Origin of the sequence: Marinobacter mobilis, from assembly GCF_900106945.1 — a bacterium.
GTDB lineage: Bacteria > Pseudomonadota > Gammaproteobacteria > Pseudomonadales > Oleiphilaceae > Marinobacter > Marinobacter mobilis.
The window spans coordinates 1-16,361 of sequence record NZ_FNNE01000017.1 but is presented as its reverse complement, the minus strand read 5'-3'; the positions used below and the strand labels follow the sequence as shown (position 1 = coordinate 16,361).

The following is a 16,361-nucleotide window of genomic DNA, read 5'->3' as shown; positions in this document are numbered from 1 at the left end:
GAGCTTCTACCAGCTTCTTAACAGCGGTAGTACCCATCTCGTTGTCGTCACGACCTTCCAGAGCCATCAGCGCAGAACCGGTGATGATCGGAGTGTCGTCACCCGGGAAGTCGTAGGTGCTCAGCAGGTCGCGAACTTCCATCTCGACCAGCTCCAGCAGCTCCTCGTCATCAACCATGTCAGCCTTGTTCAGGAACACGACGATGTAAGGAACACCTACCTGACGGGACAGCAGGATGTGCTCACGAGTCTGCGGCATTGGGCCGTCAGCTGCGGAACAAACCAGGATCGCGCCGTCCATCTGAGCCGCACCAGTGATCATGTTCTTCACATAGTCAGCGTGGCCCGGGCAGTCAACGTGTGCGTAGTGACGGATCGGAGAGTCGTACTCAACGTGAGAGGTCGCAATGGTGATACCACGCGCACGCTCTTCAGGCGCGTTATCGATCATGTCGAAAGCGCTCGCAGTACCAGTTCCCCAAACTTCGTGACATACACGAGTCAGAGCCGCGGTCAGAGTGGTCTTACCATGGTCAACGTGACCGATAGTGCCTACGTTGACGTGCGGTTTATTACGTTCAAATTTTTCTTTGGACACGGTTATACCTCTTCCTGTTACTTAAGTCCTGGGATCAACCCTTTTTAATGATCGCTTCGGCAATGTTCGAAGGAGCTTCCATATAGCGGGAGAACTCCATCGCATAGGATGCCCGACCCTGAGTCGCTGAGCGCAGGTCGGTGGCATAACCGAACATCTCCGACAACGGAACCTCGGCACGAAGAATCTTGCCCGCCGGGCTCTCGTCCATCCCCTGAACCAGGCCACGACGACGGTTCAGGTCACCTACGACGTCACCCATGTAATCTTCAGGGGTAACAACCTCCACCTTCATGATCGGCTCCAGCAGCGCAGGATTGGCTTCCAGGGCACCTTTCTTCATAGCCATGGAACCCGCGATCTTGAACGCCATTTCGTTGGAGTCAACATCGTGGTAGGAACCATCGTACAGCGTCGCTTTGATACCAAGGAGCGGATAGCCGGCGATACAGCCGTTCTGCATCTGCTCTTCGATACCCTGCTGGATTGCCGGGATGTATTCCTTGGGAACTACACCACCGACGATCTCGTTCACAAAGATGAAGTTTTCAGCTTCGTCGTCCAGCGGCAGCGGCTCAAGCTTGACCTTAACGTGACCGTACTGACCACGACCACCAGACTGACGAACAAATTTGCCTTCCACGTCAACCGGCTTACGAATGCACTCGCGATAGGCAACCTGAGGCTTACCGATGTTGGCCTCAACCTTGAACTCGCGACGCATACGATCAACGATGATATCCAGGTGCAGCTCACCCATACCGGAGATGATGGTCTGACCAGACTCTTCGTCGGTACGAACGCGGAAAGACGGATCTTCCTGGGCCAGCTTGCCCAGAGCGATACCCATCTTCTCCTGGTCAGCCTTTGACTTCGGCTCAACCGCAACGGAGATAACCGGCTCCGGGAATTCCATGCGCTCAAGGATGATCTTGGCATTTTCATCGCAAAGGGTGTCACCAGTGGTCACACTCTTCAGGCCGATCGCTGCCGCAATGTCTCCCGCCAGAACCTCTTTGATTTCCTGACGATCCTTGGAGTGCATCTGAACCATACGGCCGACACGCTCTTTCTTCTGCTTCACGGAGTTGTAAACCGCAGAGCCACTCTCGAGTTTACCGGAGTAAACACGGAAGAACGTCAACGTACCAACGAACGGGTCAGTAGCGATCTTGAACGCCAGCGCAGCAAATGGCGCATCGTCATCGACCGGACGAGTTTCTTCAGTACCGTCTTCGTCAACTTCGCCCCGGATTGCCTTAACTTCATCCGGCGCCGGGAGATACTCAACAACTGCATCCAGAACCGCCTGAACACCCTTGTTCTTGAACGCCGAACCACAGGTGGCCAGAACGATTTCGTTCGCCAGAGTACGGGTACGCAGACCCAGCTTGATCTCTTCGGTGCTCAGCTCGCCACCTTCGAGATACTTTTCCATGAACTCGTCATTGGCTTCCGCTGCGGCTTCAACCATCTGCTCACGGTACGCTTCGCACTCTTCGACCATATCGGCCGGAATGTCGCGCAGCTCATAGGTCATACCGGAATCAGCTTCGTTCCAGTAGATCGCCTTCATACGAATCAGGTCGACCACGCCCTCGAAGTCTTCCTCAGCACCGATCGGCAGCTGAATAGGCACAGGAGTCGCGCCCAGGCGATTCTTGATCTGGTCAACCACACGCAGGAAGTTAGCGCCGGCACGGTCCATCTTGTTGACGAACACCATGCGGGGAACTTCGTACTTGTTGGCCTGACGCCACACAGTCTCAGACTGAGGCTCAACACCGGAGGAACCACAGAACACAACAACCGCGCCGTCGAGTACACGCAGTGAGCGCTCTACCTCGATGGTGAAGTCAACGTGTCCCGGGGTATCGATGATGTTGACACGATGCTCAGGGAACTGCTTGTCCATACCCTGCCAGAAACAGGTAGTCGCCGCAGAGGTGATGGTAATACCACGCTCCTGCTCCTGCTCCATCCAGTCCATGGTGGCCGCGCCATCATGAACCTCACCGATCTTGTGAGAAAGACCGGTATAGAACAGTACCCGCTCGGTAGTAGTGGTCTTGCCCGCATCAACGTGCGCACAAATCCCGATATTTCTGTATCGCTTGATAGGAGTCTTGCGTGCCACTGTATAAACCTCGGCTGATTAGAAACGGAAGTGGGAGAATGCCTTGTTGGCTTCTGCCATGCGATGAACGTCTTCGCGCTTCTTAACGGCGGCGCCCTTGCTTTCTACAGCGTCCAGGATTTCGCCAGCCAGACGCTGTGCCATGGACTTCTCACCACGCTTGCGGGAGTACTCTACGAGCCAGCGCATAGCCAGCGCGTTCTGACGGGAAGGCCGTACTTCTACAGGCACCTGGTAAGTAGCACCACCCACACGACGGGACTTAACCTCAACCATCGGCTGGATGTTTTCCAGGGCCTTCTCGAACATTTCGATCGGCTCTTCCTTTGACTTGTCGGCAACGATATCTAGAGCGCCATAAACAATGCGCTCTGCAACGGACTTCTTGCCACTTTCCATCACGTGGTTGATGAACTTGGCCAGCCGCTGGCTACCGAATTTGGGATCAGGAATGATTTCCCGTTTAGCTGCAACTCTTCTTCTAGGCATCGATAAGCCCTCAATTTTAAAAAGGTCTTCAGGAACCCCTGAGATAGCATTCTGCCACTCAGCCTTACTCTTACCGTGCTACACAGCAACGATAAAAGACACCCGCGAGGGACATCAGGACTTGGGTCGTTTTGCACCGTACTTGGAGCGGCCCTGCTTACGGTTCTGTACACCCTGGGTGTCCAGTGTTCCGCGAACAGTGTGATAGCGCACACCCGGAAGGTCTTTTACTCGACCGCCACGGATCAGCACAACACTGTGCTCCTGAAGGTTGTGACCTTCACCGCCAATGTAAGAGGAAACCTCGAAACCGTTGGTCAGACGAACACGACACACTTTACGCAGTGCTGAGTTCGGCTTCTTCGGCGTAGTGGTGTATACACGGGTACATACGCCACGGCGCTGCGGGCAGGCCTGGAGCGCGGGAACGTCGCTCTTGGCTACCTTGCGTTTACGAGGCTTACGTACCAACTGGTTAATCGTTGCCATGTAAGCAAACTCCAATAAACCGGATCAATGAAACTTACCCCCGACAGGCGGGGGTAAAATTTAAGGGACGCAAGTTTAAGCCTGCGCCCCCGGTCAGTCAAGAAGACTGATTTCTTTTTAACCAACTCCCGGTAAGGATTTACCGGGGGTTAGCGGTTGAGCTCCGCGCTCAGCGCTTCTACCACGTCTTCCGCGGTGACGCCCTGCTCTTCCAGTTCGCGCTTGCGACGGCGCTCGCTGTGGTAGGCCAGACCGGTACCGGCCGGGATCAAACGACCAACCACGACGTTCTCTTTCAGGCCGCGGAGATAGTCGCGCTTGCCAGTAACGGCGCCCTCGGTAAGAACCCGGGTCGTTTCCTGGAACGAAGCCGCAGAAATGAACGACTCAGTTGCCAGCGACGCCTTGGTGATACCCAGCAGCAGACGCTCACACTTAGCCGGTTCCTTGTCTTCCGCCTCGGCCTGTTCGTTGGCCTCGATGAACAGGTTGTATTCAACCTGGTCACCGGACAGCAGCTCGGTATCACCCGGATCGGTGATTTCAACCTTGCGCAGCATCTGGCGAACGATAACCTCGATGTGTTTATCGTTGATGACAACACCCTGCAGACGGTAGACGTCCTGGATTTCGTTGGTGATGTACTTGGCCAGCTCAACCACACCCAGCAGACGCAGGATATCGTGCGGATTGGACGGACCGTCGGAGACCACCTCACCCTTCTCTACGGTTTCACCTTCAAACACGTTGAGCTGGCGCCATTTGGGAATCAGCACTTCATAGGCATCACCGTCTTTCGGAGTGATGACCAGGCGCTTCTTACCTTTGGTTTCCTTACCGAAGGAGACCGTTCCGGAGATTTCCGCCAGGATGGACGGCTCTTTCGGACGACGGGCCTCAAACAAGTCAGCAACCCGCGGCAGACCACCGGTGATATCCCGGGTTTTCGAGCTTTCCTGAGGAATACGGGCGACAACATCACCCAGCTCGACCTTGCCACCATCGCTCAGGGTGATCAGGGCGTTTGCCGGCAGGAAGTACTGGGCCGGGCTACCACCTGGCAACAAGACCTCTTCACCACTCGCATCCAGCACCTGAACCATCGGGCGAATGTCTTTACCAGCCGCCGGACGCTCTTTCGGGTCGATAACCTGAACGGTAGACAGTCCGGTAAGTTCATCGGTCTGAGTACGAACAGTAATACCCTGATCCATACCGACGAATTTCGCAGTACCTGCGCCTTCGGCGATGATCGGGTGAGTGTGTGGATCCCACTTGGCCACCACAACACCGGCATCAACTTCATCACCGTGCTTGACGGACAGTACCGCACCGTATGGCAGTTTGTACCACTCACGCTCACGCCCCTGCTCATCAGCAATTGCCAATGCAGAAGAACGGGAAACCACAACCAGGCTGCCGTCTTTCTTCTCGATCGACTTCAGGTTGTGCAGACGAACGGTACCGCCATGCTTGACCTGGATGTTATCAACAGCTGACGCCCGGCTCGCCGCACCACCGATGTGGAAGGTACGCATGGTAAGCTGGGTTCCCGGCTCACCGATGGACTGGGCCGCGATAACACCAACAGCCTCACCAACGTTGACCAGGTGGCCACGAGCCAGGTCACGACCGTAACAGTTAGAGCAGACACCGTGCTTGGTGTCACAGGTAATCGCTGAGCGAACCCAGATTTCATCGACACCCGCACGCTCAACCATCTCAATGGTCTTTTCGTCCAGCAGGGTTCCGGCCGGGACAACTGCGTTGTCCTTGTCGGTCGGGGTGTACACGTCACGGGCGGTAACCCGGCCCAGTACACGGTCACCCAGCGGAACAACCACGTCACCGCCTTCGATATGAGGCGTCATCAGCAGGCCGTCGTTGGTACCGCAATCGACCTCGGTGACCACCAGATCCTGGGATACGTCAACCAGACGACGGGTCAGATATCCGGAGTTCGCGGTCTTCAGAGCGGTATCCGCCAGACCCTTACGAGCACCGTGGGTCGAGATGAAGTACTGCAGTACGTTCAGACCTTCACGGAAGTTCGCGGTAATCGGCGTCTCGATGATAGAACCGTCCGGCTTGGCCATCAGGCCACGCATACCGGCCAGCTGACGAATCTGGGCCGCGGAACCCCGGGCACCGGAGTCGGCCATCATGTAGACGGAGTTGAACGACTCCTGGGTCACCAGCTCGCCATCTTCACCAACGACGGGCTCGCCATCGGCACCGTAGACTTGCTCTTTCGCCAGACGCTCCATCATGGCCTTGGAGACCTTGTCGTTGGCGCGGGACCAGATATCGATAACCTTGTTGTACTTCTCACCCTGAGTCAGCAGACCGGATGCGTACTGGGATTCGATTTCCTTAACCTCATCCTCAGCCGCTTCGACCAGCTCGTATTTCTCGGGCGGGATCTCGAAGTCGTTAACACCGATTGAGGTACCGGACACGGTTGCATAATGGAAACCGGTGTACATCAGCTGGTCAGCGAAGATGACAGACTCTTTCAGACCCACGGTGCGGTAGCACACGTTAATCAGATTGGAGATCGCCTTCTTGACCATCGGCTTGTTGACGATGGAGAACGGCATACCGTCAGGTACGATATCAAACAGCAGGGCGCGACCAACGGTCGTATCCACCAAGCTGCTGGATTCGATCTGCTCACCGTCTTCATTGGCAACAACTTCTCTCAGACGAACCTTGATGCTCGCCTGCAGATCAACTTTCTTGGCACCGTAGGCACGATGAACTTCCTTGGTGTCGGCAAAGACCATGCCTTCACCCAAGGCGTTCTTACGCTCACGGGTCATGTAGTAGAGACCCAGTACAACGTCCTGGGACGGCACGATGATCGGTTCACCGTTCGCCGGGGACAGAACGTTGTTGGTAGACATCATCAGCGCACGGGCTTCGAGCTGGGCTTCCAGGGTCAGCGGTACGTGGACCGCCATCTGGTCGCCATCGAAGTCAGCGTTGTAGGCCGCACACACCAGCGGGTGCAGCTGGATTGCCTTACCTTCAATCAGGACCGGCTCGAACGCCTGGATACCCAGACGGTGAAGTGTCGGCGCCCGGTTGAGCATGATCGGGTGCTCACGAATGACTTCGTCGAGGATATCCCAGACCACCGCCTCTTCGCGCTCGACCATCTTCTTGGCTGCCTTGATGGTCGTGGCCAGACCACGATGCTCAAGCTTGGCAAAGATGAACGGCTTGAACAGCTCCAGCGCCATCTTCTTGGGAAGACCGCACTGATGCAGGCGCAGGTAGGGACCAACCACGATCACGGAACGACCGGAGTAGTCGACCCGCTTACCCAGCAGGTTCTGACGGAAGCGACCCTGCTTACCCTTGATCATGTCAGCGAGGGACTTCAGGGGACGCTTGTTGGTGCCCGTGATGGCACGACCCCGACGACCGTTATCCAGCAAGGCGTCAACGGCTTCCTGCAGCATTCGCTTCTCGTTGCGAACGATGATATCCGGCGCGTTCAGCTCAAGCAGACGCTTGAGACGGTTGTTCCGGTTAATCACCCGACGATACAGATCGTTAAGGTCAGACGTTGCGAAACGACCACCGTCCAGCGGTACCAGCGGACGCAGGTCCGGCGGCAGAACTGGCAATACGGTCATGATCATGTCGCCCGGACGGTTGCCGGAGTTCAGGAAAGCCTCAAGGATTTTCAGGCGCTTGCCGAACTTCTTGATCTTGGTTTCAGAGTTGGTCTGGGGAATCTCTTCACGCAGGGTGTCGATTTCACCTTGCAGATCGATATCTTCCAGCAGGGCCTTGATCGCCTCAGCGCCCATTTTAGCGTCGAACTCATCACCGAACTCTTCCAGCGCCTCGTAGTACTGCTCGTCGTTCAGCAGCTGACCGCGCTCGAGAGTGGTCATGCCCGGCTCGATCACGATAAACGATTCAAAGTACAGGACCCGCTCGATATCACGCAGGGTCATGTCCAGCATCAGGCCGATACGCGACGGCAAGGACTTCAGGAACCAGATGTGGGCTACCGGGCTGGCCAGCTCGATATGCCCCATGCGCTCACGACGCACACTGGCCAGAGCAACTTCTACACCACATTTCTCACAGATCACACCACGGTGCTTGAGGCGCTTGTATTTACCGCACAGGCACTCGTAGTCCTTGATCGGGCCAAAGATCTTGGCACAGAACAGACCGTCACGCTCAGGCTTGAACGTACGGTAGTTGATGGTCTCAGGCTTCTTGACTTCACCAAAAGACCAGGAGCGGATCATATCAGGAGAGGCCAGTCCAATACGGATGGCGTCAAATTCCTGCTTCTGGTTCTGGCTCTTGAGAAGATTAAGCAAATCTTTCATCAGTAACAGCTCCGGATGGCGTTAATCTCGGGCGGGCACGAACACGTGCCCGCTCACGCTGCCAAAAAACAATTCGGCTCAGTCGGATTCCAGCTCGATGTCGATACCCAGCGAGCGGATTTCCTTGACAAGAACGTTGAAGGATTCGGGCATACCCGGCTCCATGCGATGGTCACCATCGACAATGTTCTTGTACATCTTGGTCCGACCGTTGACGTCGTCAGACTTGACGGTGAGCATTTCCTGCAGCGTATACGCTGCGCCATAGGCCTCAAGGGCCCAGACTTCCATCTCACCGAAACGCTGACCACCAAACTGAGCCTTACCACCCAGCGGCTGCTGGGTAACCAGGCTATAGGAGCCGGTAGAACGAGCGTGCATCTTGTCGTCGATCAGGTGGTTCAGCTTCAGCACGTACATGTAGCCGACCGTGACCGGGCGATCAAAGGCATCACCGGTACGGCCGTCATACAGACGGGTCTGACCGCTGGTGTCCATATCCGCGAGCTCAAGCATACGCTTGACCTCCGCTTCCTTGGCGCCGTCAAAGACCGCCGTCGCCATGGGAACACCACCACGCAGGTTATCGGCAAGCTCCATAATTTCAGCGTCGCTGAGGGTATCCAGTTTGACCGGAGACACCTCGTCACTGTGATTATAGATCTCACCCAGCAGTTCGCGAATTTCCGCGACCTTGCGCTGCTCTTCGATCATGGTGTTGATCTTGTGGCCAAGGCCACGAGCGGCGGCACCCAGGTGAGTTTCCAGCACCTGACCTACGTTCATCCGCGACGGTACACCCAGCGGGTTGAGCACGATATCAACCGGGTTGCCCTGCTCGTCGTAAGGCATATCTTCCACAGGCTTCACGGCAGAGATAACACCCTTGTTACCGTGACGACCGGCCATCTTGTCACCCGGCTGGATGCGACGCTTGATGGCCAGGTAAACCTTGACGATCTTCAGTACGCCCGGAGCCAGATCGTCGCCTTGCTGGAGCTTACGCTTCTTGTCTTCAAAGCGCTCTTCATGCTCTTTCTTACGGTCTTCAAGGCTCTGCTCGGACTTCTCCAGAAGCTCATTGAGAGCCTCATCTTTCAGGCGCAGACGGAACCAGTCCTGACGCGGCAGTTCAGCCAGGTAGCCTTCCTCCAGCGTTGCACCCTTCTTGAGGTCGGGACCGCTGAGAACTTCCTGACCCTTGAGCGCATTCATCAGACGCTCGTAGGTGGCACCCTCAACGATGCGGTACTCGTCTTTCAGGTCCTTGCGGTACTTGTCCAGCTGCTCTTTCTCGATGGACAGTGCACGCTGATCTTTCTCAATACCATCACGGGTGAACACCTGGACGTCGATAACGGTACCGCGGGTACCGGTGGAAACCCGGGCAGAGGTATCTTTAACGTCAGAGGCTTTTTCACCAAAGATGGCACGCAGCAGCTTTTCTTCCGGCGTCAGTTGGGTTTCGCCCTTCGGCGTCACCTTACCGACCAGAATGTCACCCGGGCCGACTTCAGCACCGATGTATACGATACCGGACTCGTCCAGCTTGGAGAGGGCGCTTTCACCGACGTTCGGAATATCCGCGGTAATTTCTTCGCTGCCCAGCTTGGTGTCACGGGCTACACAGGTCAGTTCCTGGATGTGAATCGTGGTGAAACGATCTTCCTGCACCACTTTCTCAGATACCAGGATGGAATCCTCGAAGTTGTAACCGTTCCAGGGCATGAATGCGATACGCATGTTCTGACCCAAAGCCAGCTCACCCAGATCCACCGACGGACCATCAGCGAGCACATCGCCACGAGCGACCAGATCACCCTGCTTCACAATCGAACGCTGGTTGATACAGGTGTTCTGGTTAGAACGGGTGTACTTGGTGAGGTTATAGATATCCACACCAGCATCACCGGCCGCTGTTTCGGCATCGTTGACTCGAACCACGATACGGGCCGCATCGACGCTCTCGATCACACCACCACGGCGGGCCGTTACACAAACACCGGAATCCTGGGCCACGATGCGCTCGATACCAGTACCCACCAGCGGCTTGTCAGCACGCAAGGTCGGAACCGCCTGACGCTGCATGTTCGCACCCATCAGGGCGCGGTTAGCATCATCGTGCTCGAGGAACGGGATCAGCGATGCGGCAACCGATACAACCTGGCGCGGAGACACGTCCATGAAGGTCACGTTTTCCGGCGGCGTTACGGTAAACTCATTGAGATGACGAACGGTAACCAGCTCATCGGCCAGACGTCCGTTTTCATCAACGGCCGCACTCGCCTGCGCAATGACGTAATTGCTTTCTTCGATAGCCGACAGGTACGCAATCTCGTCGGTAACCAGGCCATCAACCACTTTCCGGTACGGACTCTCAAGGAAGCCGTAAGAGTTGGTGCGGGCATAAGTCGCCAACGAGTTGATCAGACCGATGTTCGGACCTTCCGGAGTCTCGATCGGACATACACGACCGTAGTGAGTCGGGTGTACGTCACGTACCTCAAAGCCGGCACGCTCTCGGGTCAGACCACCAGGTCCAAGCGCGGACACGCGGCGCTTGTGGGTCACTTCGGACAGCGGGTTGTTCTGGTCCATAAACTGGGACAGCTGGCTGGAACCGAAGAACTCTTTAACGGCTGCCGCAACCGGCTTGGCATTGATCAGATCCTGTGGCATCAGGCCTTCGCTTTCTGCCAGGCTGAGGCGTTCACGAACCGCACGTTCAACCCGGACCAGACCAACACGGAACTGGTTCTCGGCCATCTCACCGACGGAACGGATACGACGGTTACCCAGGTTATCGATGTCATCGATATTGCCCTGGCCATTACGGATCGCGATCAGGGTTTTCAGCACGTCGATGATGTCATCGTTGGTCAGGATACCCGGACCGGTGCTTTCGTCACGTCCCAGACGGCGGTTCAGCTTCATTCGGCCGACCGCAGAGAGATCGTAGCGTTCGTCAGAGAAGAACAGGTTGTTGAACAGGTTCTCCGCGGATTCCTTGGTGGGGGGTTCTCCCGGACGCATCATCCGGTAGATTTCCACCAGTGATTCCAGCTGGCTGCGGGTCGGATCGATACGCAGGGTATCGGACATGAACGGGCCACAGTCGAGATCGTTGGTGTACAGCGTCTCGAGTTCTGTGATGCCGGCATCGAGCAGCGTTTCCAGAACCTCGGAAGTAATCTCGGTGTTACATTCAACCAGCAGCTCACCGGTCTTGCTATCCACCATATCGCGGGCAATAACTCGGCCATTGAGGTATTCGCTGGGCACTTCAAGCTCGGTGATGCCGGACTTTTCAAGCTGACGGATGTGACGCGCGGTCACACGACGGCCTTCCTCGACAATCACGCTGCCATCTTTGTCCTTGATATCAAAGGTGGCAATATCACCGCGCAGGCGGCTCGGCACCAGTTCCAGCATACACACGTCAGCGCCAATCGAGAACTTGCTGGTATCAAAGAACATATCCAGCATTTCGGCGGAACTGAAACCAATGGCGCGCAACAGGATCGAGGCCGGCAGCTTACGGCGACGGTCGATACGAACGAACACGGCGTCCTTCGGATCGAATTCAAAGTCAAGCCAGGAGCCACGGTAAGGAATTACCCGGGCTGAATACAGCAGCTTGCCGGAAGAATGGGTCTTACCTTTGTCATGGTCAAAGAAGACGCCCGGCGAGCGATGCAGCTGGGAAACGATAACACGTTCGGTACCATTGACGATGAAGGTACCGTTCTCAGTCATCAGAGGCATTTCGCCCATGTAGACTTCTTGTTCCTTGATGTCCTTGATGGCTTTGTTAGACGATTCCTTGTCGTAGATGATCAGACGCACTTTAACCCGCAGCGGTGCTGCGTACGTCACACCCCGAAGCTGGCATTCCTTGACGTCGAATACCGGCTCACCAATGCGGTAACTCACGTATTCGAGCGCCGCATTGCCAGAGTAACTGGCAATCGGGAATACGGATTTGAACGCTGCGTGAAGGCCAGTTTCCTGGCGACTATCCGCAGCCGCTTCCATTTGCAGGAAGTCCCGATAAGAATCAAGCTGAATAGACAGCAAATAGGGGACATCCATCACGGAAGGCAATTTACTAAAATCTTTGCGAATCCGCTTTTTCTCAGTATAGGAGTAAGTCATCTGCATTCCCCAGCGTTAGACCTGATACCTGGTATCAAGAAGCAACCGTAATTATGCTTCGGGGCCGAGTTGCTCGGCATACTGCGCCGTCTTGAACAAGACTCTGGCTGTAGGTTATAGAGGCTGTAGCCTTGAATTTTTTTCACTGCAAGCTCTATAGCATATACAACAGAAAAAGGCCGGTGGCCCTTGGCCACCAGCCCGTCCATGCTTACCGCACGGTAGCGTTCAGAAACACGCTATTACTTGAGCTCAACAGAAGCGCCAGCTTCCTCAAGCTTCTTCTTGGCTTCTTCTGCTTCTTCCTTGGAAGCGCCTTCCTTAACAGTAGAAGGAGCGCCGTCAACCATTTCCTTGGCTTCTTTCAGACCCAGGCCGGTCAGTTCACGAACAGCCTTGATGGCGTTAACTTTCTTGTCGCCAGCAGCGGTCAGAACAACGTCAAATTCGGTCTTCTCTTCAGCGGCAGCGGCGTCGCCGGCAGCAGCAGGAGCAGCTGCAACAGCAGCAGCGGCAGAAACGCCGAACTTTTCTTCCATAGCTTCAACCAGCGCAACAACGTCCATTACGCTCATTTCAGCAATTGCATTCAAAATGTCTTCGTTAGACAGAGCCATGACTTTCTCCCAAAAATTTAAAAATGGTGTTCAACAGAATCAAGCAGCTTCTTGCTTCTGGTCGCGAACTGCCGCTACAGCACGTGTTACTTTGGACGGAATTTCGTTCAGAGTACGTGCGAGCTTGGTGATCGGTGCCTGTGTTACGGCTGCCAGCATCGTCAACGCTTCGTGGCGTGTCGGGAGCTTGGCAAGGCGATCGATCTGGTCTGCACCCATCAGCTCACCGCCGACGGCCAGGGCCTTGATCTCAAATGCCTCTTCCTCTTTGGCGAAATCCTTGAGCAGACGAGCTGCCGCACCAGGATCTTCCATAGAGAACGCCAGAATCGTAGGGCCAACCAATGCTTCTTCGATGCACTCGAACTCAGTACCTTTTACAGCCAGCTTTGCCAGGTTGTTACGAACAACCTTGAGGCAAACGGCTTCGGCACGAGCCTTTGCACGAAGAGCCGTCATATCACCAGAGGTGACACCACGGTAATCGGCCAGTACGACAGACAGAGCACCACTGGCAGTCTCGTTGACTTCAGCGACGATCGCCTTCTTGTCTTCGAGTCTAATTGCCACTGGATTTCTCCTCGATTTCGCCGGACAAATTCCGGCAAACCCATAATTGCCCTTGCGGGCGCCCTAACGGTGCTAGGGTTCAGAGAGAACGTCTTCACACCGTCTGCGCAGGCGTTGCTTTAACCCTTGCGCCCGACAACAAGAGCTGCCGGGCATCAGGGGCCTGCGGTCTTTGACAGCCTTGGCTATGCCAAAACTACAAAGTTACTACTGACCAGTCCGATCAGATATTCAGACCGCTCTGATCAATAGCAAGACCAGGACCCATGGTGGACGACAGGGTTACCTTCTTCAGGTAAACACCTTTCGCCGACGCAGGCTTGGCCTTTTTCAGGTCTACCAACAGCGCTTCAAGGTTCTCCTTGATCGCGTCGGCAGCAAATTCCACGTTACCCATCGGCGCGTGGATGATACCGTTTTTGTCAGTCCGGTAACGAACCTGACCCGCCTTGGCGTTCTTGACCGCAGCTTCTACGTCAGGCGTTACGGTACCAACCTTCGGGTTAGGCATCAGACCACGGGGACCGAGGATCTGACCCAGCTGACCAACAACACGCATGGCGTCCGGTGTGGCAATAACCACGTCGAAATCCATGTTGCCTTTCTTAACTTCTTCTGCCAGATCTTCCATACCGACGATGTCCGCACCGGCAGCCGTTGCTTTCTCAGCGTTGGCACCCTGAGTGAACACAGCGACACGAACAGTTTTGCCGGTACCGTTAGGCAGTACAGTACTGCTACGGACAACCTGGTCAGATTTACGCGCATCAACACCCAGGTTGACGGCTACATCGATAGACTCTTTGAACTTGACGCCCTGGCCCAGTTCAACCAGCAGAGCTACGGCTTCGTCTACAGAGTAGGCACGACCGGACTCAACCTTTTCACGGATCAGCTTTTGACGCTTGCTCAGCTTTGCCATGTTACAGGCCCTCCACGTTCAGGCCCATGCTGCGGGCAGTTCCAGCGATGGTACGGACAGCAGCCTCGAGATCGGCGGCGGTCATGTCCGGCTCTTTGGTCTTGGCAATTTCTTCCAGCTGAGCGCGGGTAACAGTACCGACTTTCTCAGTATTCGGACGGCCAGAACCACTCTTGATACCAGCAGCTTTTTTCAGCAGAACCGCGGCAGGCGGAGTCTTGGTAATGAAAGTGAAGCTACGATCGGCGTAAACTGTGATTACAGTTGGAATCGGCAGACCGGGCTCCATACCCTGAGTCTTGGCGTTGAACGCCTTGCAGAATTCCATGATGTTAACACCACGCTGACCCAGCGCAGGACCAACTGGGGGGCTTGGGTTAGCCTGACCAGCGGCAACCTGAAGCTTGATATACGCTTCGATTTTCTTAGCCATGATTTTCTCCTTTGGGTTATAGCGCCTTGCGGCTCCCCATGATGTAAAAACACAATCATCAGACACAAAAAGCCCGCGTCACCTGAGTGCGCGAGCTCCTGCTTCAGAAGTTGCCGATCAGTCTTTCTCGACCTGCCCAAACTCCAGCTCTACCGGAGTAGAACGTCCAAAGATCAACACAGCAACCTTGACCCGACTCTTGTCGTAGTCAACTTCTTCAACCACACCATTGAAGTCCGCAAACGGGCCCTCAATAACGCGAACAATCTCACCCGGCTCAAACAACGTCTTCGGCTTCGGCTTATCAGCCCCACTCTCGACGCGACTAAGGATTGCCTCAGCCTCACGCTCGGTGATCGGAGCAGGCTTTTCCTTGGTACCACCGATGAAGCCAAGAACACGCGGGGTGTCCTTAACCAGGTGCCAGGAGCCTTCATTCATTTCCATCTGAACCAGTACGTAGCCCGGATAGAACTTCCGCTCACTTTTGCGCTTTTTGCCGTCGCGCATTTCAACGACTTCTTCGGTCGGCACCAGAATATCCCCAAAGAGATCTTCCATGCCGTTGAGCGCTACCCGCTCTTTCAGAGTGCGCATTACATGCTTTTCGAAGCCAGAATAAGCGTGCACAACATACCAACGCTTAGCCATTGCCCACTCCTGTTAACCGATAAAGCCTGAAACCAGGAAGCTGATCAGTGAGTCCATGCCCCACAGCAACAGCCCAACAACCAGCACAAACACAACGACAATCGCCGTTGTCTGAACCAGTTCCGGCCTGGTCGGCCAAACCACCTTGCGAATTTCCACCCTCGCTTCTTTCAGCAGGGTAGCAAAACGCCGCCCCCGCTCGGTTTGCAACGCAACAAACGCAGCAACCAGCGCCAAGGCGACCAAAGCCAGCACACGATACAGCAGTGACTCGGCATTAAAATACTGATTACCCACTACACCAGCGGCAATCAGAACGAAAACAACCAGCCACTTCATCGCATCGAAGCGACCGGTTGCATTATCGGCTTTTGACTCCATAGGAATCAGCTTATATCCCGGTGTTAGAAATGGCAGGCCAGGAGGGAATCGAACCCCCAACCTGCGGTTTTGGAGACCGCTGCTCTGCCAATTGAGCTACTGGCCTGCACCGAAACAACTCAGCGCAGATTACTCTACGATTTTGGCTACAACGCCGGCACCCACAGTACGACCACCTTCACGGATGGCGAAGCGCAGACCTTCTTCCATCGCGATCGGAGCGATCAGGGTGACATCCATCTTGACGTTATCGCCAGGCATTACCATTTCAACACCTTCCGGCAGTTCGCAAGAACCGGTCACGTCAGTGGTCCGGAAGTAGAACTGGGGACGGTAGCCTTTGAAGAACGGAGTATGACGACCGCCTTCTTCCTTGCTCAGAACGTACACTTCACATTCGAAGCGGGTGTGCGGCTTGATGGAGCCCGGTACACACAGAACCTGACCACGCTCAACGTCGTCACGCTTGGTACCACGCAGCAGAACACCAACGTTCTCACCGGCACGACCTTCGTCCAGCAGCTTGCGGAACATCTCAACACCGGTACAGGTAGTGGACTG

General features: G+C 55.4%; 13 protein-coding genes and 1 tRNA gene. All 14 read right to left on the bottom strand.

Features of this window, described 5'->3' with window-relative positions; genetic code table 11:
- A partial coding sequence (locus tag BLV11_RS17955; RefSeq protein WP_139173256.1) for a GTP-binding protein occupies positions 1–598 on the bottom strand: 598 nt, incomplete at its 3' end.
- Between the two features lie 34 nt (positions 599–632).
- Positions 633–2,735 (bottom strand): elongation factor G, encoded by a 2,103-nt coding sequence (gene fusA / locus BLV11_RS17950; protein WP_091817874.1) that lies wholly within the window; start codon positions 2,733–2,735, stop codon positions 633–635.
- An 18-nt stretch (positions 2,736–2,753) separates the two neighbouring features.
- Complete coding sequence (rpsG, locus tag BLV11_RS17945) at positions 2,754–3,224, bottom strand: 30S ribosomal protein S7 (protein ID WP_091817871.1); 471 nt, start codon at positions 3,222–3,224, stop codon at positions 2,754–2,756.
- A 114-nt stretch (positions 3,225–3,338) separates the two neighbouring features.
- Positions 3,339–3,713, bottom strand: a complete 375-nt coding sequence (gene rpsL, locus BLV11_RS17940) for a 30S ribosomal protein S12 (protein ID WP_012139854.1) — start codon at positions 3,711–3,713, stop codon at positions 3,339–3,341.
- Positions 3,714–3,862: 149 nt separating this feature from the next.
- Positions 3,863–8,071 carry a DNA-directed RNA polymerase subunit beta' gene (gene rpoC, locus BLV11_RS17935; protein WP_091817867.1) on the bottom strand — a complete coding sequence of 1,403 codons (4,209 nt, stop codon included), beginning with the start codon at positions 8,069–8,071 and terminating at the stop codon, positions 3,863–3,865.
- A gap of 78 nt (positions 8,072–8,149) precedes the next feature.
- On the bottom strand, positions 8,150–12,226 hold the full coding sequence (gene rpoB / locus BLV11_RS17930; RefSeq protein WP_091817877.1) for a DNA-directed RNA polymerase subunit beta: 4,077 nt from the start codon (positions 12,224–12,226) through the stop codon (positions 8,150–8,152).
- A gap of 242 nt (positions 12,227–12,468) precedes the next feature.
- Entirely contained in the window at positions 12,469–12,843 is a 375-nt protein-coding gene (gene rplL / locus BLV11_RS17925; RefSeq protein ID WP_091817862.1) for a 50S ribosomal protein L7/L12, read from the bottom strand.
- 39 nt (positions 12,844–12,882) lie between these two features.
- Positions 12,883–13,413 carry a 50S ribosomal protein L10 gene (gene rplJ, locus BLV11_RS17920; RefSeq protein WP_091817859.1) on the bottom strand — a complete coding sequence of 177 codons (531 nt, stop codon included), beginning with the start codon at positions 13,411–13,413 and terminating at the stop codon, positions 12,883–12,885.
- A gap of 223 nt (positions 13,414–13,636) precedes the next feature.
- Positions 13,637–14,335: a 50S ribosomal protein L1 gene (gene rplA / locus BLV11_RS17915; RefSeq protein ID WP_091817856.1), complete on the bottom strand. Its 699-nt coding sequence runs from the start codon at positions 14,333–14,335 to the stop codon at positions 13,637–13,639.
- 1 nt (position 14,336) lies between these two features.
- On the bottom strand, positions 14,337–14,768 hold the full coding sequence (gene rplK, locus BLV11_RS17910) for a 50S ribosomal protein L11 (protein WP_091817851.1): 432 nt from the start codon (positions 14,766–14,768) through the stop codon (positions 14,337–14,339).
- A 117-nt stretch (positions 14,769–14,885) separates the two neighbouring features.
- Entirely contained in the window at positions 14,886–15,419 is a 534-nt protein-coding gene (gene nusG, locus BLV11_RS17905) for a transcription termination/antitermination protein NusG (RefSeq protein WP_091817847.1), read from the bottom strand.
- A gap of 12 nt (positions 15,420–15,431) precedes the next feature.
- Positions 15,432–15,800, bottom strand: coding sequence for a preprotein translocase subunit SecE (secE, locus tag BLV11_RS17900; protein ID WP_091817844.1), 369 nt, complete (start codon positions 15,798–15,800; stop codon positions 15,432–15,434).
- A 30-nt stretch (positions 15,801–15,830) separates the two neighbouring features.
- Positions 15,831–15,906: transfer RNA gene (locus tag BLV11_RS17895), tRNA-Trp, on the bottom strand.
- A gap of 23 nt (positions 15,907–15,929) precedes the next feature.
- On the bottom strand, positions 15,930–16,361 hold a 432-nt coding region (locus BLV11_RS17890), incomplete at its 5' end, for an EF-Tu C-terminal domain-related protein (protein WP_245726073.1).